Source organism: Micromonospora sp. WMMA1947, from assembly GCF_027497355.1.
GTDB lineage: Bacteria > Actinomycetota > Actinomycetes > Mycobacteriales > Micromonosporaceae > Micromonospora.
The window spans coordinates 2,624,605-2,644,791 of the sequence record NZ_CP114909.1 but is presented as its reverse complement, the minus strand read 5'-3'; the positions used below and the strand labels follow the sequence as shown (position 1 = coordinate 2,644,791).

The 20,187-nt window shown below is 73.3% G+C and carries 19 protein-coding genes and 4 tRNA genes; 6 read left to right on the top strand and 17 right to left on the bottom strand.

Translation table 11 applies throughout. The features are described from left to right. Positions 1-21: 21 nt before the first annotated feature. The 9 genes from secE to O7604_RS12710 form a co-directional block, all read right to left on the bottom strand. Positions 22-429 carry a preprotein translocase subunit SecE gene (gene secE, locus O7604_RS12750; protein ID WP_269703992.1) on the bottom strand — a complete coding sequence of 136 codons (408 nt, stop codon included), beginning with the start codon at positions 427-429 and terminating at the stop codon, positions 22-24. Positions 430-643: 214 nt separating this feature from the next. After that, positions 644-716: transfer RNA gene (locus tag O7604_RS12745), tRNA-Trp, on the bottom strand. 127 nt (positions 717-843) lie between these two features. After that, positions 844-1,236: a MaoC family dehydratase gene (locus tag O7604_RS12740; RefSeq protein ID WP_269703991.1), complete on the bottom strand. Its 393-nt coding sequence runs from the start codon at positions 1,234-1,236 to the stop codon at positions 844-846. A 4-nt stretch (positions 1,237-1,240) separates the two neighbouring features. After that, positions 1,241-1,687, bottom strand: coding sequence for a MaoC family dehydratase N-terminal domain-containing protein (locus O7604_RS12735; protein WP_281579730.1), 447 nt, complete (start codon positions 1,685-1,687; stop codon positions 1,241-1,243). Between the two features lie 119 nt (positions 1,688-1,806). Next, a complete protein-coding gene (gene rpmG, locus O7604_RS12730; RefSeq protein ID WP_013288652.1) occupies positions 1,807-1,974 on the bottom strand; it encodes a 50S ribosomal protein L33 in 168 nt (55 codons plus the stop codon). Positions 1,975-2,103: 129 nt separating this feature from the next. Further along, positions 2,104-2,176 (bottom strand) — tRNA-Met (locus O7604_RS12725). A gap of 25 nt (positions 2,177-2,201) precedes the next feature. Next, a tRNA-Thr gene (locus O7604_RS12720) sits at positions 2,202-2,274 on the bottom strand. 96 nt (positions 2,275-2,370) lie between these two features. Continuing rightward, positions 2,371-4,899 (bottom strand): bifunctional diguanylate cyclase/phosphodiesterase, encoded by a 2,529-nt coding sequence (locus O7604_RS12715; protein ID WP_269703989.1) that lies wholly within the window; start codon positions 4,897-4,899, stop codon positions 2,371-2,373. Positions 4,900-5,679: 780 nt separating this feature from the next. Beyond that, positions 5,680-5,763: transfer RNA gene (locus O7604_RS12710), tRNA-Tyr, on the bottom strand. A gap of 147 nt (positions 5,764-5,910) precedes the next feature. Between O7604_RS12710 and O7604_RS12705 the strand changes: the two genes are divergently transcribed. The 4 genes from O7604_RS12705 (at position 5,911) to O7604_RS12690 (ending at position 9,107) form a co-directional block, all read left to right on the top strand. Beyond that, positions 5,911-6,405 carry a YajQ family cyclic di-GMP-binding protein gene (locus O7604_RS12705; protein ID WP_013473720.1) on the top strand — a complete coding sequence of 165 codons (495 nt, stop codon included), beginning with the start codon at positions 5,911-5,913 and terminating at the stop codon, positions 6,403-6,405. 177 nt (positions 6,406-6,582) lie between these two features. After that, entirely contained in the window at positions 6,583-8,085 is a 1,503-nt protein-coding gene (locus O7604_RS12700; RefSeq protein ID WP_281579729.1) for an MFS transporter, read from the top strand. Between the two features lie 19 nt (positions 8,086-8,104). Beyond that, the gene (locus O7604_RS12695; protein ID WP_269703984.1) at positions 8,105-8,611 is read left to right on the top strand and encodes a SigE family RNA polymerase sigma factor; all 507 of its coding nucleotides are present in this window, start codon (positions 8,105-8,107) and stop codon (positions 8,609-8,611) included. Beyond that, positions 8,592-9,107, top strand: coding sequence for a hypothetical protein (locus tag O7604_RS12690; RefSeq protein WP_281579728.1), 516 nt, complete (start codon positions 8,592-8,594; stop codon positions 9,105-9,107). Before O7604_RS12695 ends, O7604_RS12690 begins: the two co-directional genes overlap by 20 nt. 4 nt (positions 9,108-9,111) lie before the next feature. Here the strand turns inward: O7604_RS12690 and O7604_RS12685 are convergent, their stop codons facing one another. Next, positions 9,112-10,371, bottom strand: a complete 1,260-nt coding sequence (locus tag O7604_RS12685; RefSeq protein ID WP_281579727.1) for an MFS transporter — start codon at positions 10,369-10,371, stop codon at positions 9,112-9,114. Between the two features lie 193 nt (positions 10,372-10,564). Here O7604_RS12685 and O7604_RS12680 point away from each other — a divergent pair, with 193 nt between their 5' ends. Beyond that, complete coding sequence (locus O7604_RS12680) at positions 10,565-11,410, top strand: DUF6065 family protein (RefSeq protein ID WP_281579726.1); 846 nt, start codon at positions 10,565-10,567, stop codon at positions 11,408-11,410. Next, a complete protein-coding gene (locus O7604_RS12675) occupies positions 11,407-12,597 on the top strand; it encodes an MFS transporter (RefSeq protein WP_281579725.1) in 1,191 nt (396 codons plus the stop codon). Before O7604_RS12680 ends, O7604_RS12675 begins: the two co-directional genes overlap by 4 nt. Before the next feature lie 103 nt (positions 12,598-12,700). Here the strand turns inward: O7604_RS12675 and htpX are convergent, their stop codons facing one another. The 7 genes from htpX to O7604_RS12640 all read right to left on the bottom strand — a co-directional run bounded on the left by htpX (position 12,701) and on the right by O7604_RS12640 (position 20,167). Next, complete coding sequence (gene htpX, locus O7604_RS12670) at positions 12,701-13,579, bottom strand: zinc metalloprotease HtpX (RefSeq protein ID WP_269703979.1); 879 nt, start codon at positions 13,577-13,579, stop codon at positions 12,701-12,703. A gap of 149 nt (positions 13,580-13,728) precedes the next feature. Next, positions 13,729-15,195 carry an NADH-quinone oxidoreductase subunit N gene (locus tag O7604_RS12665; RefSeq protein WP_281579724.1) on the bottom strand — a complete coding sequence of 489 codons (1,467 nt, stop codon included), beginning with the start codon at positions 15,193-15,195 and terminating at the stop codon, positions 13,729-13,731. Continuing rightward, positions 15,192-16,697, bottom strand: coding sequence for an NADH-quinone oxidoreductase subunit M (locus tag O7604_RS12660; protein WP_269703977.1), 1,506 nt, complete (start codon positions 16,695-16,697; stop codon positions 15,192-15,194). The genes O7604_RS12665 and O7604_RS12660 overlap by 4 nt, the downstream gene beginning before the upstream one ends. After that, a complete protein-coding gene (locus O7604_RS12655; protein ID WP_269703976.1) occupies positions 16,694-18,619 on the bottom strand; it encodes an NADH-quinone oxidoreductase subunit L in 1,926 nt (641 codons plus the stop codon). Before O7604_RS12655 ends, O7604_RS12660 begins: the two co-directional genes overlap by 4 nt. Then, the gene (nuoK, locus tag O7604_RS12650) at positions 18,616-18,996 is read right to left on the bottom strand and encodes an NADH-quinone oxidoreductase subunit NuoK (protein WP_269703975.1); all 381 of its coding nucleotides are present in this window, start codon (positions 18,994-18,996) and stop codon (positions 18,616-18,618) included. Before nuoK ends, O7604_RS12655 begins: the two co-directional genes overlap by 4 nt. Further along, positions 18,993-19,580: an NADH-quinone oxidoreductase subunit J gene (locus tag O7604_RS12645; RefSeq protein ID WP_269703974.1), complete on the bottom strand. Its 588-nt coding sequence runs from the start codon at positions 19,578-19,580 to the stop codon at positions 18,993-18,995. The genes nuoK and O7604_RS12645 overlap by 4 nt, the downstream gene beginning before the upstream one ends. Continuing rightward, positions 19,577-20,167: an NADH-quinone oxidoreductase subunit I gene (locus tag O7604_RS12640; protein ID WP_269703973.1), complete on the bottom strand. Its 591-nt coding sequence runs from the start codon at positions 20,165-20,167 to the stop codon at positions 19,577-19,579. Before O7604_RS12640 ends, O7604_RS12645 begins: the two co-directional genes overlap by 4 nt. Between the last annotated feature and the right edge of the window lie 20 nt (positions 20,168-20,187).

Genomic DNA, 20,187 nt, shown 5'->3' with positions numbered 1-20,187 from the left:
GTCAGTATCGCTGTCCGCAGGTCAGCTGGACTCGCCGAAGACCCACAGCACCGCCTTGGCGAAGCCGTAGTCCAGGCCGGCCACGATCGCCAGCATCACCGCGACGAAGGTGACCACCACGGCCGTGTAGGTCAGCAGCTCCTTGCGGGTCGGCCAGATGACCTTACGCAGCTCTGCCACGACCTCGCGGAAGAACCGCGCGATGCGGGCGAACAGCCCGATCCGCTCGGTGTCCTTGCGGGTCTTCCGGCCCTCGGCCGGCTCGGCCTGCGCCCGCTTACGGGTCGCGGTGCCACCCCGGGCGACCGGCTCGTCCGCGTCGGTGGCGTCGTCGTCGGCCACGTCGTCGTCGGCCACGCCGTCGACGGTCGCGTCGTCGTTCAGACGCTCGTCGCCGTCGTCCTCGCCGCGGCGCTTGCTCTTGGCCACTTCGCCCTCCGTGCGGGATATGGGGTCGCACGCCGGGCGGCGTGCGCGGCGTGTTGGTCACGCCGGCCGGACCAACCGTCCCGCGACGGGCCGCGGCCGGCGGACCGGCCGGGAGGGCCCGAACGCCTCGGAACCACCCCACCGGTGCCACCACCACGGGCCGGACGCCACCGGTGAGGGTGGCGCGACCCACGGAACGGTCAGGCCTGAGGCGCAGGGGTGACAGGACTTGAACCTGCAGCCTGCGGTTTTGGAGACCGCTGCTCTGCCAATTGAGCTACACCCCTGTGCGGCAACTCACCTCCACCCGGACACGCTGTGCCGAGCGGGGGTCACTTGCCCCACGGCGGACCAGTGTACGGGTAGTCGTGCGACTTTCCCAACCGGTCCGCCCCTCGCGCGTCGGGCGGACCCTCAGCGCGTCGTACGGATCAGTGCCCGAGCCTGTGACAGCACCTTCTCACCCTGGCAGGTGGCGGTGATGTCGAGCCTGGTCAGGCCCGCATCGGTGACCTCCTTGACCACCGCCGACACCTCGATCTCGGTGCCCTCGTCGGTGTCCGGGACGACCACCGGGCGGGTGAACCGGACGCCGAAGTCGACCACCGCGTCCGGCGCGCCGGCCCAGCCGGCCACCGCGCGGCCGACCAGGGCCATGGTGAACATGCCGTGGGCGATGACGCCCGGCAGCCCGACGGCGGTGGCGGTGCGGTCGTTCCAGTGGATCCGGTTGAAGTCGCCCGAGGCGCCCGCGTAGCGGACCAGGTCCGCGCGGGTCACCCGGTACGTCTGGGTGGGCAGCTCCATGTCCTCAGGCCTCCCCGCGTACGACGATCTTGGACCAGACGGCGACCACCGGTTCACCGTCCACGGTGCTCACATCCGTGCGGGTGGTCAGGAAACCGTGCCCGCCCCGGGTGGTGACCTCCTCGATGGTGTTCACACACACCAGCTCGTCCCCGGCCACCACCGGCCGGGTGTACGCGAACCGCTGGTCGCCGTGCACCACGCGGCTGTAGTCGACGCCGAGCGCCGGGTCCTCGACGATCTGCCGGTTCGCCGCCATCGTGACGACCACCGGGAACGTCGGCGGCGCCACCACGTCGGGGTGGCCGAGCGCCCGGGCCGCCTCCGGGTCGTGGTGGGCCGGATCGGTCGCGCCGACGGCGGTGGCGAACTCGCGGATCTTTTCTCGGCCCACGTGGTAGGGGGCGGTCGGCGGGTACGTCCGGCCGACGAAGGACGGGTCCAGGGACATGCCGCCGAACCTACACGCAGAACACGAACGCCGATCCGCCCGGTCGGGCGGCCCGGAGGCCACCCGTCAGGTGGATCGGCGTTCGAGAAGCTGCTGCGAGCCGGCTGCGCCGGCCGCGATCAGCGGGTCTCGCGGTGGACGGTGTGCTTGCCGTCCCGGGGGCAGAACTTCTTCAGCTCGATGCGGTCCGGGTCGTTACGACGGTTCTTGCGCGTGATGTAGTTGCGCTCCTTGCACTCCACACACGCCAAAGTGATCTTCGGCCGGACATCGGTCGCCTTCGCCACGGCGGAGTGCCTTCCTCGCTCACGGATAACTACGGCGTGTCAGCGTACGCGCTGACGACGCGGACATGCAAAGTGGGCGCCTGTGGCGCCCATCCCACCGGCCACCGGGCTGGGCCCGGAGGACGAGAGTAGCGGTGGCCGGACTTGAACCGGCGACACAGCGATTATGAGCCGCTTGCTCTGCCATCTGAGCTACACCGCCGTGGCGGGTCCAGCCGGACCCTCTGAGCCCCCTTACGGAATCGAACCGTAGACCTTCTCCTTACCATGGAGACGCTCTGCCGACTGAGCTAAGGGGGCCTGCCCGATCACCCCGGGGGGTGTCGCGCAGGGGAAACAGTACACGACCGCGTCGCGGAGGTGAAATCGGATCCCCCAGGTGCGTGTCCGCCCTGGTCAGGGCACCACTCGCAGGCGCGGCAGCTCCCCCGCGACGACCGTCTCCGGGTCGACCTGGGCACCGAACCAGGCCTCCAGCCTTTCGTACGGCAGAGGGCGGCTGAACAGGAAGCCCTGGCCGATCTCACAGCCGATGTCCTGGAGCAGCTCCAGCGTCAGCTCGCTCTCCACACCCTCGGCCACCACGGCCAGGCCGAACTGCTGGGAGAGCGTCACCACCGCGTTGACGATCGCCAGGTCGCCCGGATCGGTCGCCATGCCCTGCACGAACGACCGGTCCACCTTCACCTCGTGCACCGGCAGCCGGCGCAGTTGCGCCAGGGACGAGTTACCGGTGCCGAAGTCGTCCACCGAGAGGCGGACACCGAGGTCACGGAGGCTGCGCAGGGTGGGGATGGGACGTTCGGTGCCGTCCAGGACGCCCGCCTCGGTGACCTCCAGGGTCAACCGCTGCGGCGGTACGCCGTACTCGGCAAGCAGATCGCGTACCAGTGCCGGGAAGTGCTGGTCGGTGAGCGTACGCGCGGCGAGGTTGACCGCGACGGACAGCGGCTGTTCGCCGTGGCTCCAGTCGCGGCTGCGCCGCAGGCTCTCACGGAGCACGAACTCGGTGAGCCGGCCGAGCTGGCCGGTGTGCTCGGCCACCGCGACGAAGTCGTCCGGCGCGACGGTGCCGTGCGCCGGGTGCTCCCATCGGGCCAGGCCCTCCACGCCCACGAGGCGCCGGTCCCGCAGCGTCACCTTGGGCTGGAAGTAGACCTCCAGCTCGCCGTCGTCCAGCGCCCGTTGCAGGTCGCCGGCGAGACCGAGCCGGCGCAGCGACCGCGACTCCAGCGCGGGGCTGTAGAGCTGCACGCTGCCCGGCACCGACTTGGCCGCGGTGGCGGCCAGGTCGACGCGTTGCAGCAGCGCCACCGCGTCGCTGCCGTGATCCGGGTGGACGGCCACGCCGACCACCGTGTCCACGTCCACGGTGAGCGCGTCGAAGACCATCTCGTCGCGGATCTGCTCCCGGAGCTGGGCCGCCAGTTCCAGGGCCGCCTCGGTGCTCTCCAACCGGAGCGTCACCAGGAACTCGTCACCACCGGCCCGGCCGACGAGCGCCGAGGAGGGCGCGCAGGCGCGCAGCCGCTCGGCCACCTCGACGAGCACCTTGTCCCCGGCGGCGTGGCCCAGCGACTCGTTCACCTGGCGGAGCCGGTCGACGTCGAAGAGCAGCAACGCGACCACCTCACCCGGCGCGCCGATCTTCACCGCCTCGGCCACCGCGGCGGTCAGCCGCCGCCGGTTGGGCAGCTTCGTCAGCGCGTCGTGGTCGGCGTCGTGCCGCAGCCGGTCCACCAGGCGCGAGTTCTCCAGAGCGACCGCGGCGTGCGCCGCCACCGTCTCCAGGAGCGCGATGTCGGCGGAGGTGAAGTGGTTGCCGTCGCCCAGGCGGTTCGCCACCTCGAGGGTGCCGATCACCACCGGACCTGATCGCAGCGGCACGACCACCGCGTCCTTGACCCGGCGCTCCGCCAGCTCGGCCCGGAACTCGCCGTCGGTCGTGACGCCGTGGCCGACCGCCACCGTCCGCCGGCTGTCCCGCACCTTCTCCCGCAGCCGGTTCGGCGTCGGCGCCACGTCCAGCAGACCGGAGTCGTCGACCCGGGCGGTGAGGAGCGTCTCCGGGTGCCGGCCCTGCGCCGGCAGCCACAGCGTGGCGTACTCGGCCTGCATCAACGCTCGCGCCCGGCCCAGCAGGGCGTCGGCGAGCGTCCCGCTCTGGCCGCTCTCCACTACCGCGCGGGTCAGCTCGTACAGGTCGGTGAGCGTGCGGTGCTGGCGGAAGAACAGCGCGTACGAGCGGTAGACGAACGCCAGCCCCGTGCCGAGCACGGCGAGCAGGAGCAGGGACCACCAGGTGCTGCGGACCAGAATCAGCACGATGAGGCCGACGGACACGTTGATCGCCGCGGTGAGCAACGCGGTCCCCGCGCTGCGGATCACGCCCCGCCCGGTCTGCCATCCGTGCAGCAGGACGTGCACCGCCATCACGCTCGCGATGCTGACCAGCATGACCGCGCTGACGGCCGCGAAGATGCTGAGCCAGGTGCGCGGGCCCACCGTGGTCATCGGCGGCATCGCCTGGAGGAGCAGCACCGCGAGGGAGGTGCCGGCTGCGGCCCGGGCGACGTTGAACCAGACCTTCGGCGCCGAGAACCGGTGCCGGATGTGCGTCACGAGCGTGGCGAGCGTGTAGATGAGCACCACGGTCAGCGGGGGCAGGAAGAACAGCGCCAGCACGAGGGGCAGCTCGGTGAGCGTGACGCCGACGGACTGCCGACGGACGACCAGACTCAGCAGCGGCAGGCCGGCCAGGATCATCAGGACGAGCAGGAGTGCCGCCTGCGGCCACTTGCCGATCGGGTCGTCGGCGACCAGACCGGTCACCACCGTGCAGGCGACCGCGATCAACGCCAACGGAGCCGTGATGATCCAGGCGTCCTCCGACGAACGCCGCCGGGACGGGTCGCGACCGGTCATCCCGCTCCTCCGGGTTGGACGCGTCGCCTCGTCACCGAAGCGACCTCTCGGTCAGCCGGCACGAGGCGCGCCGACCGACCGAGCCGAATGCGTGCGGGCCGGGAAACCGGGTTACCCCGTCACTGCCACACGAAGTCCGCAGTGCGCACCCCTGTATCGATACCGAAGTCGACACCGCCGGCGGCGCCCACGAGCGCGGCGAGCACGAGAAGCGAGCCAAGCAGCCGGCCCAACCTTCGACCAGACATGATTGCTCCCGTCGAGAGAATTTCAGAGATGCTGGAGGTTCCACGATCGTGCCACACGGCGCGCACGCACAAAAGGCGTGCGCGCGGCACCTGGGGGCGCTGAACAGAGGAATCATCCGTTCGTCATCCCGCCCCCGGCCCTCCGGCCCAGTATGAGGTCACGATCAGCCCTGACGCCGCCACGGAAGGCGCGCACAGCGACTTCAGTCGTATACCTCACGTATCGCCTGATTCCCCCATCAGGAATCGACGCCGCTCTCTCGCGGCCGTCGCGGACGAACTTGCCCACCTCGGCCGCCCACTCCCGGGACAGCCTCTACCATCATCGATGCCTGAGGCAAGGTTTCACGTCGCGCGAACCGAGTCAATCATCAGTCAGGGATCCCCGGTGCCCGGCGAACCCGCCTCCGCGCGAGCAACCGCTCGACCCTTACGTCGATGATCTGCGCACGGCGACGGCGTACGACGGCGCCGGACGAACGACAACGGCCCTCGATCAGCATTCCTGCTGGTCGAGGGCCGCATCTGCACCTGGTGGCGGGTAGAGGATTCGAACCTCTGTAGCTTTCGCGACGGATTTACAGTCCGCTCCCATTGGCCGCTCGGGCAACCCGCCAGGGCACCCCACCGCGTCGCAACGCGGCAGCGGAAGCAAGGATAGCGGTTGTCCCCGGCACTGCCGCAACCGGGTACCGTCAGGAGGTCCCACGCTGGTCAGCGCGGGACGGACCAGGACAGACCGCCGGACAGCAGGAGCATGAGCATGGCAGCGAACCCGTCGTTCGACATCGTGAGCAAGGTCGACCGGCAGGAGGTCGACAACGCCGTCCGCCAGTCGGAGAAGGAGCTCTCGACGCGGTTCGACTTCCGCGGCACCGGCGCGGAGATCTCCTGGTCGGGCGAGGAGGCGATCAGCCTCCAGGCGGAGACCGAGGAGCGGGTCCGGGCCGCCCTGGACGTCTTCAAGGAGAAGCTGGTCAAGCGGAACATCTCGCTGAAGTCGCTGGACGCCGGCGAGCCCCGGCAGTCGGGCAAGATCTTCAAGATCGACGCCAAGGTGGTGCAGGGCATCGACTCGGACAAGGCCAAGGCGATCAGCAAGAAGATCCGCGACGAGGGCCCGAAGGGCGTGCAGGCGCAGATCCAGGGCGACCAGCTCCGCGTCACCGGCAAGAAGAAGGACGATCTCCAGGCCGTCATCGCGCTGCTCAAGGGCGAGGACTTCGGGCTGGCGCTCCAGTTCACCAACTACCGGTAGGCACGACGACCGCACCGCGGCAGGTGACCGAGCCGGTCACCTGCCACGGTGCGGGCATCAGGCATCCGGCAGGGACCGAAACGCGCGCCTGCATCTCCGCCTCGAACAGCTGCGGGTCCTTCTGCCGTCAGGCAACTTCCTTGGGGTACGGGCCGGGCGTGCGGTCGGGTAGGAGCCATGACCCCCGCGATGCTCCGCCCCTATCGCCCGGTGTTCGGCCAACCGGTGCTGCGCCGGCTACTGCCCGGGCTCGCGACCTCCGCTCTCGGTGACGGGCTCGCCCTTGTCGCGGTGACCTGGCTGGCCCTGCAACTCGCACCCGACGGGCAGCGCGGCACCTGGACCGCGTTCGCGGTGGCCGCGTACACCCTGCCGGGTGCGGCCGGCACGGTGCTGCTCGGCCGGTGGCTGGGTGGGCGGAGCGGGGCGCAGCTCGCCGGCTGGGACGCGACAGCGCGGGCCGCCGCATTGGGGGCGATCCCCGTTGCCCACCTCGCCGGTGTGCTGGACGTCGGCCTGTACGTCGCACTGCTCGCGGTGTCCTCGCTGCTGCACCCGTGGGGGTCGGCCGGCCGGTTCACGCTCGTGGCCGAGCTGCTGCCGCAGCGGCACCACCTGGCCGCGAACGCGCTGCTCGGGGTCTTCGGCCAGGCCGCGACGATCGTCGGTCCGCCGCTGGCCGGCCTGCTCATCGCCTGGGTGGGCGCGGTGTGGGTGATCGCCGTCGACGCCGCCAGCTTCGCCGTGCTGGCCGTCAGCTACCGCCTCGTCGTCCCGGCGGTCCGCCGGGAAAGCGCCCGCCGTGGAGGCACCGTCCGCCGTGAAGGCACCCTCCGACGTGAAGGCGCCTCCCGCCGTGGAGCCGTCCGCCATCAGGCCGGAGACCAGCACGAGGACGGAGACCGCGAGGGCGGAGACCGCCGCGAGAACCCGACGGCCGGACCGTCGCGTACGTCGGGATTCCGGATCATCGCGCGGGACCGGTCGCTGCTCGGCCTGCTGTCGCTGACCTTCGCGTTCTTCTTCCTCTTCGGACCGTCCTACGTGGCCATGCCGGTGCACGTCACCGACGACCTACGCGCCTCCGCCGGGACGCTCGCGGCCTACTACACCGCGTTCGGCGTCGGCTCGCTGCTCGGCGGGCTGCTCACCGGCCACCTGCGCGGATGGCCGCTGCGGACCACGCTCGCCGGCATCGTCGCGCTGTTCGGCGCCGCGCTGCTCCCGCTCGGCCTGGGCGCGCCGGTCGTCCTGTCGCTGCCCGCGTTCGCGCTCGCCGGCCTGGTCTGGGCGCCCTACCAGCCGACCGCGACGGCGTTGTTCCAGCGCCGCGCCGGCACCGTGGACCTGCCCCGCGTGCTGTCGGCAAACGGGGCGGTCACCGTGCTGGCGGTGCCGCTGGGCACGATGCTCGGCGGTCCGGCGACGGCGCTGCTCGGGGCACGTCCCACGCTCCTGGCGTGCGCGGTGACGATCCTCGCGCTGGGTCTGGTCGCCGCGCTGGCCGCCGCACGCCCCAGCCCTGGAGCGCGGAACACAGAGCGATCCGGGTCGGCGGGCCCGCACGACCAGCCCGGACCGCACGACCCGCCCACCCGGATGGGCGCCGGATCGGGTACGACCCGGAGCGACCTGATCCGCGTGCAACCGCCGGACCCGTACCGGGGTGTCGTGTGGTGAGCGGACACGGGAGGTGGGCATGGACGGCCCCGAGGACTTCGACGCCTTCTACACGGCGACCGCGCGGCGGGTCGTGCACCACGTCTACGCCCTCTGCGGCGACCTGGCCGAGGCCCAGGACGTGACGCAGGAGGCGTACGCGCGGGCCTGGCAGCGGTGGTCGACAGTCGGGGCGTACGACGATCCGGAGGGCTGGGTCCGGACGGTGGCCTGGCGGCTGACCGCGAACCGGTGGCGCGGCCTGCGGCGCTGGTTCGCCGCGCGGGCCCGGCTGGGCCGGCAGGCGCCGGATCCCGGGCCCAACCCGGACCGGGTCGCGTTGCTGACGGCGTTACGCCGGCTGCCCGACGCACAGCGGCTGGTCGTCGTCCTGCACCACCTCCACGACCTGCCGGTGGCGGAGATCGCCCGGACCACCGGGATGCCGGAGGGGACGGTCAAGTCGTACCTGTCGCGGGGCCGTGCCGCGCTCGCCGTCCTACTGACCGACGACAAGGAGGAAGTCGATGTCGGCACGCATTGGTGAGGCCCTGCGGGAGTTGGAGCAGGACATGACCGGGCTGCGGCTCAGCTCGGCGGCCGAGGTGCGCGCACGAGGGCGCGCCCGGAGCCGGCGCCGGGCCGCGGTCCTGGCGGGGGTGGCCGCGGTGACCGTCACCGGCGGCGCCGCGACCATGGCGACGCTGTCCGGGCCGGCGGCGCCGATGCCGGCCGCGAGCGGCACGGCCACCCCGGCCGCCGCGGCGTCGACCGCGTGTCGGGCCGACCCTCCGGTACGGCTGGACGTCGTCTTCCGGCCCGGGGCCGCCGCGCCGCAGCTCGGCGAGGTCGACTACCGGATCGGGCAGGCGCGCGGGGACATCGGGCTGCGCTGCCGCGGCACCACTGCCGCCACCCGGCCGGACGCCGACGGACGGGTCGTCCTGTCGGTGCTGCTGGCGGACGGCGAGGACCCGGCGCCGATCCGGGCCGCCGTGGAGAAGCTGCCCGGGGTGGAGCGGGTGGTGACCGCCGGCGGGTGAGCGGTCAGGCGACGAGCGACTGCTCGGCGCGTACCGCTGTGGCCTCGGCCCGGGTGATCGGGCCGCCCGGCAGCGCGGCGACCGCGGCCCCGACGGCGACCGCCACCCCGGCGAAGACGAACGCCCAGGAGACGCCGCCGGCGTGGTCGATGATCAGGCCGGCGATCGACCCGCCGGCGGCGCTCGCCGCCACCGACATGGTCACCACCCAGGTGTACGCCTCGTTCAGCATGCCCGCCGGGGTGATCCGCCCGACGAGCGTGTTCTCCAGGGTGAGCGCGGGGGCGATGGCCGCGCCGCCGAGCACCAGCGCGACACCGAGCGCGGCCGGGCCGGGCATCACCGCGAAGACGGCGAAGCTGGCCGCGACGGTGCCGAGCAGCCAGGCGAACTGGCGGGTCATGTTGGCGGCGGGCTTGCGTACGCCGAACCAGAAACCACCGATGGCGCTGCCGATGCCCCAGACGGCGAGCAGCACGCCGGCGAGGCTCTCCGGGTCGGCGGCGCCGGAGTTGCCGGCGAAGGCCGGGACGATGACGCCGGAGGCGCCGAACGCGATGCCGAGGCTCGCCACGCAGAGCAGCAGCGCGGGGAAGCCGCCGAGCCGCAGCGGGCCGAGGCCCCGGGCGTGGTGCTCGCGGGCGTGCGGGCGCCAGCCGCGCATGACCCGGCCGAGCGCGACCGTGCCGGTGCCGACCAGCGTGACCACCGCGGCGCCGACGAGCGCGGCGGATGCGTCGGCGAACAGCACGAAGGCGGCCACCAGCAGCGGGCCGATCACGAACACGACCTCGAAGAGGGTGGTCTCGGCGGCGAGCGCGGTGTTGCGCAGGTGCGCCCGGCCGGTGGCGGGAGCGGTGAGGTCGTTCCACGCGCCCCGGATCGCGGCGGTGAGCGGCGGGTACGTGGCGCCGGCCAGGCCCGCCCCCAGGTAGATCAGCCCGAGGTTGCCGCTGTCGGAGCGGGTGGCGACGAGCAGCCCGATCAGGGCGAGCGGGTGGGCGAGCGCGGTGGCCAGCAGGACGGGGGCGGGTCCGGCCCGGTCGGCGATCCGGCCGGCGACGGGGCTGAGCGCGGCACCGGAGAGCGCGTAGATGCCGCCGGCGACGGCGGCCAGGGAGTACCGGCCGGTGACCTGCTCCACGACGAGCAGCAGCGCCAGCGGGGTCATGCCGATCCCGAGCCGCCCGATGATGCCGAGGACCAGCAGCATCGGCGCGCCGGGGATCCGCCAGACGCCCTGGTACTGGCGCAGTGCGGCCACTGTGTGCACCTCCGGGAAGTAACGAGTGAGTCAGGCTTCGACCCTAACGCCCCTACTGCGCGGGACGGTGGTCGAGTCGGTCACATCGGCCTACCGGTGCGGGGCTGCCTTAACCGCCGGAAACGAGTAGGTTCGGTGATCGAACGGAGTCCATGCCTACGGCGGGTCGGCCGCCGCCATGATCGGAGGTCGGATGAGCGGCATGGCTGTCGCGCCGCTACGGGTCGAGATCTACTCGCTCTACGGCGACGCCCGGCCCGCCGAGCCCGCGTCCGCCACCCTCCGAGGTTCACTGCCGGTTCGTGCGGTCCAGCAGTGCCCACCGGTGGCTGCCGGCTCCGGTCTCGGGTGGTACGTCTATCCGCCCGCGGACGTGGCGCTGCGCTGGGACGGCCACGACACCGAGTGGAGTCTGCTCCAGGAGAACGAGCCGGCCGGCTGGCGGTCGCTGGCCGGCGGGTACGACGGCACGTTGCCGCAGGCGCCGGCGCAGCTGGCGGACCTGCCGGAGCGGTTCCGGGACGGCCTGGACATCTTCGACCGCTACGGCGGCACCATGCCCTTCATCGACGCCGACCCGCGCGCTCCGCACACGATCGAGATGGTGACCGGGGTGGTGGCCCGCACCTCCCCCGGCTGGTGCCTGCTGGCGCGCGGGGTGCCGAACTGGCCGGCGCAGCGCGGGCTCCAACTCTACGAGGGCGTGGTGGAGACCGACTGGTACACGTCGTTCCTGCCGACCATCCTGCGCCTGACCGAGCCGGGCCATGTGGTCCGGCTCTACCGGAACATTCCCCTGATGTGCGTCCAGCCGGTGCACCGTTCGACGCTCGCGGCGGCGCGGCAGGCCGAACTGGTCACCGGGCAGGGCATCGCGGAGTGGCCGGACGACCTGTGGGAGGACCTCGTGGCGCTGCGCCGCCGGCGGCAGGATCCGCAGATCCGCGGCAGCTACCGGCGGGAGCAGGCCCGCCGGCGACGTGAGCGGGCCGACTACGAACCGGTCGGCGTCGAGGAGACGGACCCGTCGGATCGATGACCGACACCACGACGCCCGCCCCCGGCTACCGGGCACTGTTCCGGCATCCGGTCGCGGCCCGGCTGCTCGTCGCCCGGGGCGTCTCCGAGCTGGGTGACTTCGTCGGGCTGGCGGCCCTGCTGCTGCTCGCGTACGACCAGACCGACTCGGTCCTCGGTCCGGCGGCCGTGTACGCCGCCCGCACGGTGCCCGCCCTGCTCGTCGCGACGGTGTTCAGCGGCTGGCTGGACGTGCCGGCCCGGCGCACCATGCTGGTCGGGCTCTCGCTGGCCGGTGCGGCGCTCATCGCCGTACCGGCTGCGGTGCCCGAGCCGGTGCCGGCGATCGTGGCGGCCGGGCTGCTCGGCGCGATCCGGGCCGCGTACGCGAGCGTGCATGTGGCGATCACGGCCGAGGCGGTGGAGCCGTCCTTGCGGCTGCCGCTGTTCGGGCTCTCCGCCTTCGCCAACCAGAGCGGCCAGGTCGTCGGTCTGCTCGCCGGGGCCGCCGTGACGGTGGCGCTCGGCCCCCGGTTGGCGCTCGTGATCGACCTGGTCTCGTTCCTGCTCGCGGCGGTGGTTCTCGCCGGCCTGCCGGTGCGCCGGCAGGAGCACCGGGGGCCACGGCCGCCCGCCACCGCGGGGATCCGGATCATCGCCGCTCATCCGGTGTTGCGGGGCGTGGCGCTGCTGACCCTCGCCACCGTCCTGTCCGGCGGGCTGCCGGAGACGCTCGCGCCGGATCTGGCTGCCGGCGGATGGCGGCCGGTCGTGCTGGCGGCGTCGTCGTTCGGCGGGGCGGTGTTCGTGCTCGTCGTGGGGCGGCGGGGCTGGCTGGCCCGGGTGACCGGTCAGGTGGTGGCGGCGGGCGCACTCGCCGCCGCGCTGTTGCTGGCCGGTCTGCTGGTGGCGCTCGACGCCCCGCCGTGGGCGATCGCCGGGGCGAACGCGCTCGTCGGCGCGGGCGGCGGGTGGCTGATCGGGGCCCAGGCCACGTTCGCGCGGCTGGCCCCACGGGAGCGGATGGGGCAGGTCGAGGCAACGATCGTGGCCGGCAACATCGTGCTCTCCGGCGTCGGGATCTTCCTGCTCGGCGGCGTGGCGGTGCTGCTCGGCCCGGCCGCCGCCTATCTGGCGGCGGGGGTGGTGCTGCTCGCCGTGGTGCTGGCCGCCCGGCCGGACCGGCTGCCCGAGCCGGCCGCGTCCTGACGCCCGGCCGCAGCTGCCCCGGGCCGGCCGGGCCTGACGGAAGGGCGCAGCAACGACGCCGCCCGCGTCCGGGTTGACGCGGGCGGCGTTCGGGTCACGCGGGTCAGCGCTGGAACTGCACCGGCCCGGAGTTGCGGGCCATCTGCTCCAGGCGGGCCACCCGCTGCTCCATCGGCGGGTGGGTGGCGAACATCGCGGCGATGCCGCCGCCCCGCTTGAACGGGTTGTCGATCATCAGGTGCGCGGTGCTGGCGAGCTGGCCCTGCGGCGCCAGCGGGCGCGCCTGCGTCCCCATGTGGATCTTGCGGAGGGCGCTGGCCAGGGCCAGTGGGTCCCGGCTCAGCTCGGCGCCGGACTGGTCGGCCTGGTACTCCCGGCTCCGGCTGATCGCGAGCTGGATCACCGTGGCGGCGATCGGGCCGAGGATCAGCGTGAGCAGCAGCACGGCCGGGTTCGGGCCGTCCTCGTCGTCGGAGGAGCCCAGCGGGATGAACCAGGCGAGGTTCGCCAGCATGGTGATGATGCCGGCCAGGCCGGCCGCGACGCTGGAGATCAGGATGTCCCGGTTGTAGACGTGCGACAGCTCGTGGCCGATCACGCCACGCAGCTCCCGGTAGTCGAGGATCTCCACGATGCCCTGGGTCACGCAGACCGCCGCGTTCTCCGGGTTGCGACCGGTGGCGAACGCGTTGGGCTGCGAGGTCGGGCTCACGTAGAGCCGGGGCATCGGCTTGCCGGCCAGCGTGGAGAGCTCCCGCACCATCTGGTAGAGCTCGGGGAACTGTGCCTCGCTGACCGGTTGCGCCTTCATCGAGCGCAGTGCGAGCTTGTCGGAGAAGAAGTAGGTGACGCCGTTCATCAGCAACGAGACGACGACGGCGATGACGAGACCGCTGCTACCGCCGAACCAGTAGCCGATCGCGAGGATCAGCGAGGTCAACAGGCCGAGCAGCGCTGCGGTCTTGAGACGGTTGTGATGCACGATCTCTCCTTCGGTGCACGGGCCCTTGCGGGAGGCCCGCTGACCGGTTCAACACACCGGTACCCGTCAACCATCCGGCTCATGGCTGAAAGTTGGCTGGATGTTGCTGTGCGGAGGCTGAAGCGGTCGCCCATCCGGGCACGAACCGGTCAGCGCGCCGCGACGTCCAGCACGAGCTGCGGTGCGAAACCGATCACCACCGCCACGGCGGTGGCCACGCCGAGCGCCAGCACCACGGTCCGCGCGGGCCGGATCGTCGCCGCGCCGGTCGGCGTCGCGTAGAGCGACGCGGTGACCCGCAGGTAGTACGCCAGGCCGATCACCGCGTTCAAGGCCACCACCAGCGCCAGCCATCCCGCGTGCCCGGCCAGCAGCGCGCGTACCACTGTCACCTTGGCGAACAGCCCGGCCAGACCCGGCGGCAGGCCCGCCAGCCCGATCAGCGCCAGCGCGAACGCGCCGCCCACCCACGGGTGCCGCCGCGCCGCGCCGCGCAGGTCGGCCAGCGTGCCGCCGTCGCCGTCCGCCGGGCGCAACGCCACCACCGCGGCGAACGCGGCGAGCTCCAGCAGCACGAAGAAGATCGCGTACGCCACGGCTGCCGCGTACGCGGCCGTCCGCGCGTCGCCGGTGCGGCCCGCGGTCAGCGCCAGCGCGCCCAGCGGGGCCAGGATGTACCCCGCCTGGGCCACCGACGACCAGGCGAGCAACCGCACGGTACGCCGCTGCCGCAGCGCCACCAGGTTGCCGACGGTCATGGTCAGCACCGCCAGCGCCGCCAGCACCGGGCCGGTCATGTCACCGGGCAGCGCGCGCTGCACCACCGCCAGCAGCGCCACCACGCCACCGAGCTTCGAGGCGGTCGACAGGTACGCGGCCACCGGCAGCGGCGCGCCGTCGTACGTGGCGGGGGCCCACGCGTGGAACGGCACGGCGGCGACCTTGAACGCCAGCCCGGCCACCACGAGCGCCACCGCGACGCCGGTCAGCGGCAGATCGGTCAGGTCGGTGCGGTCGGCCAGGGTGGCGCCGAGCCGGTCCAGGTGCAGCGTGCCGGTGACCGCGTAGAGCAGCGCCGCGCCGAGCAGCGTGACGGTGGTCGCGACCACGCTCACCACGAAGAACGTCACCGCCGCCTCGGCACCGGCGAGGCTTCCCCGGCGCAGGCCGACCAGCACGTACAGCGGCAGCGTCAGCGTCTCCAGCGCCACGATCAGCGTGATCAGGTCACCCGCCGCGCCGAGCACCACGCCACCTGTCATCGCGCAGGCGAGCAGGAAGCAGTACTCGCCGACCGGAGTACGCCCGGCGCGCAGCAGCGGACCGGACAGCGCCAGCACGCCGAGCGTGAGCAGGGCGATCACGGCCCCGACCAGGGCGGCCCGGCCACCCCACACCCAGGAGCAGTCGTCGCCGACGCAGAACGTGCGCCGCTCACCGGCCGCCCCGACCAGTGCCGCGCCGGCCGCGGTGCCGGCCGCGCCGAGCGCCGCCACCGCCACCGTGACGGCGGGCCGGGCCACCAGCAGGTCGACCAGGAGCACCAGCACGGCCGTGCCGGCGGCCAGGTACGCGGGCAGCATCGCCACGTTGTCGACGCTCTGTACCAGGCTCATGGGACGACCCCCAGCAGCGCCTCCACCGGACCGGAGGCGTACGACAGCACGAGCGCGGGAGCCAGGCCGACCGCGAGCGCGAGCAGCACCAGCGGTGCCCAGGCGGTCAGTTCCGCCCCCGCCAGCCCGGGTGCGAGCCCCGCCACCGCCGGGCTGGGCCGCCCGTGCGTGACCCGGCGCAGCAGCCGCAGGAAGTACGCGGCGGTCAGCGCCCCGCCCAGCGCCGCGAGCACGGCGAGCGTCAGCCAGAGCGGCCCGCCCCGCTGCACCGCGGCCACCACGGCGAACGCCTCCCCCCAGAACCCGGCCAGGCCGGGCAGCCCCAGCGAGGCCACCGCCGCGAAGCCGAGCAGCCCGGCCAGCCGGGGCGCGGTCTCCCGCAGCCCGGACAGCTCGGCCAGCGACCCGGTGTGGGCGCGGTCCTTGACCGCACCGGCCAGGAAGAACAGCAGGGCGGTGATGACACCGTGGGCGATGTTGCCGATCAGCGCGGCCTGGATCCCGGTGGCGGTGAGCGTGGCGACCCCGAGCAGCACGAAGCCCATGTGCCCGACGCTCGAGTACGCGATCAGCCGCTTCAGGTCGTCCTGCGCCAGGCAGACCAGGCCACCGATCAGGATGGCCGCGACGGCGAGCACGCCGAGCACCGGCGCGGCCCAGCGGGCACCTTCCGGGGCCACCCCCACCGCGACCCGGATCAGCCCGTACGTGCCCATCTTGAGCAGCACGCCGGCGAGGATCACGCTGCCGACAGTCGGCGCCTGGGTGTGCGCGTCGGGCAGCCACGAGTGCAGCGGCCAGAGCGGGCTCTTCACCGCGAACGCGAGCGCCAGCAGCGTGAACGCGGCGAGCTGGGTGCCCCGGGACAACCCGGCACCGCCGGTGAGCGTGACCAGGTCGGCGGTGCCCGCGGCGGCCACCACCACGTAGACGCCGACGAGCAGCAGCACCGAGCCGAACAGCGTGTAGAGCGCGAACTTGCGGGCCGCCCGGCGACGGTCCGCACCACCCCAGCCGGCGATGACCGCGTACATCGGCAGCAGGACGACCTCGAAGAACAGGAAGAACAACACCAGGTCGAGCGCGAGGAACGTGCCGAGGATGCCCACCTCGACCACCAGCAGCAGCGCCACCAGCGCCCGCCCGCTGCCGCCGCCGGGCGGCACCCGCCACAGCGTGTACGCGCAGCACAGCAGCGTGAGCAGCGCGGTCAGCACCACCAGCGGCCAGGAGATACCGTCCACGCCCAGGTGGAAGCGCAGGTCGAGCCCGGGCACCCACTGCAGGTCGAGCTGGTGCCAGGGCTGCACCGCCGGGCGCGGCCCGTACCCGAACCAGCCGTGGTCGCCGCCGACCAGCGGCAGCGTCGCCAGCAGCGTCAGCGCGGCGGCGACGGTGCCGACCACCCGGCCGGCCCGGTCACCGGGCACGACCGCCGCGGCCAGCGCGCCGAGCGCCGGCACCGCGACCACGGCGACCAGCAGGACCTGCCCGAACGTCATGAGGTGACTCCGATCAGGGCGACCGCCAGGCCGATCAGCAACGCGCCGGCCAGCACCCCGGCCGCCGCGCGGGGCAGCGCCGCCCGGTGCAGCGCGGCCAGGCCGCCGCCCACCTCGACCGCCGCCCGGCCGCTGCCCTCGACCAGGCCGTCCACGCCCAGCTCGTCGCCGGTACGCACGACCCGCGCGAGCGCGCCCGCCGGGCGTACGACGAGGGCGTGCTGGACGTCGTCGAGCCGGAACGCCCGGGCGAACACCGGCCGCAGCGGACCCAGGTAGCGGGCCGGGTCGGCGGCCGGGTCGCGGCGCCAGCCCGCCCAGGCGACACCCGCGCCGACGAGCAGCAGCAGGAACGGCAGGATCAGGTTCGGCGCGAGATGGACCAGCTCGACCGCCTCGCCGGTGTCGTCGCCCGGCACGCGCAGCCGGTCGGCGAACCACGGCGCGAACGCGGCCAGGCCGAGCAGCGCGGCCGGGACCGTGAGCAGCAGCACCGGCCAGCGCAGCAGCGCGGGCGGGTCGTGCGGGCGCAGCAGCGGCGTGCGGGTGGCGCCGAGGAAGGTGCGCAGCAGCAGGCGGGTCGCGTACCAGGCGGTCACCGCGACGCCGACCAGCCCGGCCAGCCAGACCAGCCAGCCCACCCAGGCCGCGCTCGGCCCGGCACCGTCGAGCGCGGCCGCCTCTGCGGCCGCGAGCACGCCGTCCTTGCTCCAGAAACCCGAGAGCGGGGGTACGCCGGCGAGCGCGCCCAGGCCGACCACCATGCACCAGAACGTCACCGGCATGGCGGTACGCAGGCCGCCCATCCGGGACATCAGCGTGGTGCCCACGGCGTGGATCACCGCACCGGCGGCGAGGAACAGCAGCGCCTTGAACGCGGCGTGGGTGAGCAGGTGGAACAGCGCGGCAGCGGGTGCGCCGACCGCCAGCGCGCCGGTCATGTAGCCGATCTGCGAGACCGTGGACCAGGCGAGCACCCGCTTGATGTCGTCCTGGGCGGTGGCGGCGAACGCGCCGAGCAGCATCGTGATCGCGGCCATCACGCCCAGCACGGCGAGCGCGGCCGGGGCGCGCTCGAACAGCGGGAACAGTCGGGCCACCGCGTACACCCCGGCGGCGACCATGGTGGCGGCGTGGATCAGCGCGGACACCGGCGTCGGGCCGGCCATCGCGTCGGGCAACCAGGTGTGCAGCGGGAACTGGGCGCTCTTGCCCGCCACCCCGGCGAGCAGCAGCAGGCAGGCGGCGGTGAGCGTGCCGGTGCCGTAGTCGTGCGCCAGCACGTCGGCGATCCGGAAGCTGCCCGCGCCCACGCCGAGCAGCGCGATGCCGAGCAGGAAGCCGACGTCACCCACGCGGGTGACCAGGAACGCCTTCACCGCCGCGCCGGGCGCCTCGGGCAGCCGCCGGTCGTGGGCGATGAGCAGGTACGAGCAGATGCCCATCACCTCCCAGCCGACCAGCAGCATGATCAGGTCACCGGACACCACCACCGTGAGCATGGCGGCGGTGAAGAGGCTCAACTGCGCCGCGTACGGCGGATAGCGGTGGTCGACGTCCACGTCGTCGTGCGGGCCCCGGCGCAGGTAGCCGATCGAGTAGACCTGCACGGCCAGCGCGACAGCCGCGACGGCGGTGGCGACGAGCACCGCCACGCCGTCCAGGCGCAGGCCCAGCGTGACCCGCAGCCCACCCAGGTCGATCCAGGTGGTGGACGCCTCGACCGGGGCGTCCACGCGGACCAGCAGCGCCAGCGCGGCCAGCAGCGACACCGCCGCCCCGGCCACACCCAGCGCGACCGCCGACCGCCGTGCCGACGCCCGGTCCTGGTGCGGGGCGGGCGGCAGCAGCAGGCCGAGCAGCCCGGCGACGAGCGGGGCGGCCGGCAGCACCGCCGCGAGCCACAGCGTCGGCGTGCTCACCGGACCGCTCCTTCCGTGCCCGGTGCCCCCGGCGTCGGCAGCCCGCCTGGGGCCGCCGCGACCGCTGGAGCCGGCTCGGCCAGCGGGACGTCGTCGACTGTGACGCCGGCGCGCAGCCGGTAGAGCTGGAGCACGATCGCCAGCCCGACACCGATCTCGGCGGCGGCGAGCACGATCACGAACAGCGCGAACACCTGACCGGAGTGCGGCAGCACGGCCTTGACTGTGGTGTCGGCGGTGACCAGCACCAGGTTCACCGCGTTCAGCATCAGCTCCACCGCCATCAGCACCAGGACGGCGTTGCGGCGGCGCAGCACGCCGTACACGCCGAGGCCGAACAGCAGCGCGGCGGTGACGTACGGGATGACCGGCCTCACGGGCGCCCGCCCTCGTCGGCGGGTCGCGCGGCGCCGAGCGGGGCGTCCCCGCCGGGCCGGTCGCCGTCGGCCGGGCTGGGCGCCTTCGGGCGGCCGATGTCGGGGCGGGACAGCACGATCGCGCCGACCAGCGCGGCCAGCAGCAGCACCGACAGCACCTCGAACGGCAGCACCCAGGAACGGAAGATCTGCTCGCCGAGGCGCTCGGCGGTGCCCGCGGCGGGCAGGTCCACCCGGGACCAGCGGAACGCGTCGATCAGCAGCACCGCCAAGCCGAGGCCGCTGCCGGCGCCGACCAGCGCGGCGGCCCAGCCCGGCCGGTCCAGGTCGTCCGACGGGCCGATCGGCGCGCGGGTCAGCATCACCGCGAACAACAGCAGCACCACCACCGCGCCCACGTAGATGAGCACCTGCACCCAGGCCACCAGCTCGGCGGTCAGCACCAGGTAGTCACCCGCGAGCGCGCCCAGGCAGACCACCAGCCACAGCCCGGCCCGGACCAGGTGACGGGTGGCGACCACCAGCGCACCCGCGCCCACCGCCACCGCGCCCAGCGCCAGCAGCAGGACGTCCGCACCGGTCATGAGGCAGTGCCTCCGCCCGGATCGGTGGCGGCGTCGGGGCGTACCCGGGAAGGAGCCGGACGGGCCGACGGACCCGCCGCCTTCCGGGCGGCGGTGGTCTCCTCCTTGGAGGGGTCGCCGAGCGGGTCGTGAGCCGGCGGCGGCGGCACGGTGGCCATCCACTCGCCCAGGTGGTCCTTGTCGTGCAGCAGGTTCTTGATGTCGTACTCGGCGTACTCGAACTCCGGCGACCAGTAGAGCGCGTCGAACGGGCAGACCTCAACGCAGATGCCGCAGTACATGCAGAGCGAGAAGTCGATGTCGAACTTGTCGAGCACGTTGCGCTGGCGAGGGCGGGCGGCGCCGGGCACCGCCACCTCCTCCTTGTGCGAGTCGATGTAGATGCACCAGTCCGGGCACTCGCGGGCGCAGAGCATGCAGACCGTGCAGTTCTCCTCCAGCAGCGCGATCACGCCGCGGGAGCGGGGCGGCAGCTCGGGCGCCACGTCCGGGTACTGCTGGGTGGTCGAGCGGCGGGTCATCGTCTTCAACGTGACCGCCAGGCCCTTCACCAATCCGGCACCGGGCACTCCACCGTGCTCGCTCATGCCGCCCATCCTGCCCTGTG

Bases quoted from the DNA above. Each gene is read 5' to 3' on its own strand.
- O7604_RS12715 (WP_269703989.1), bottom strand. From the start codon at position 4,899: ATGACCGGTCGCGACCCGTCCCGGCGGCGTTCGTCGGAGGACGCCTGG.
- O7604_RS12700 (WP_281579729.1), top strand. From the start codon at position 6,583: ATGACCCCCGCGATGCTCCGCCCCTATCGCCCGGTGTTCGGCCAACCG.
- O7604_RS12705 (WP_013473720.1), top strand. From the start codon at position 5,911: ATGGCAGCGAACCCGTCGTTCGACATCGTGAGCAAGGTCGACCGGCAG.
- O7604_RS12695 (WP_269703984.1), top strand. From the start codon at position 8,105: ATGGACGGCCCCGAGGACTTCGACGCCTTCTACACGGCGACCGCGCGG.
- O7604_RS12680 (WP_281579726.1), top strand. From the start codon at position 10,565: ATGAGCGGCATGGCTGTCGCGCCGCTACGGGTCGAGATCTACTCGCTC.
- O7604_RS12640 (WP_269703973.1), bottom strand. From the start codon at position 20,167: ATGAGCGAGCACGGTGGAGTGCCCGGTGCCGGATTGGTGAAGGGCCTG.
- O7604_RS12665 (WP_281579724.1), bottom strand. From the start codon at position 15,195: ATGAGCCTGGTACAGAGCGTCGACAACGTGGCGATGCTGCCCGCGTAC.
- O7604_RS12740 (WP_269703991.1), bottom strand. From the start codon at position 1,236: ATGGAGCTGCCCACCCAGACGTACCGGGTGACCCGCGCGGACCTGGTC.
- O7604_RS12645 (WP_269703974.1), bottom strand. From the start codon at position 19,580: ATGACCGGTGCGGACGTCCTGCTGCTGGCGCTGGGCGCGGTGGCGGTG.
- O7604_RS12690 (WP_281579728.1), top strand. From the start codon at position 8,592: ATGTCGGCACGCATTGGTGAGGCCCTGCGGGAGTTGGAGCAGGACATG.
- O7604_RS12675 (WP_281579725.1), top strand. From the start codon at position 11,407: ATGACCGACACCACGACGCCCGCCCCCGGCTACCGGGCACTGTTCCGG.
- O7604_RS12735 (WP_281579730.1), bottom strand. From the start codon at position 1,687: ATGTCCCTGGACCCGTCCTTCGTCGGCCGGACGTACCCGCCGACCGCC.
- O7604_RS12660 (WP_269703977.1), bottom strand. From the start codon at position 16,697: ATGACGTTCGGGCAGGTCCTGCTGGTCGCCGTGGTCGCGGTGCCGGCG.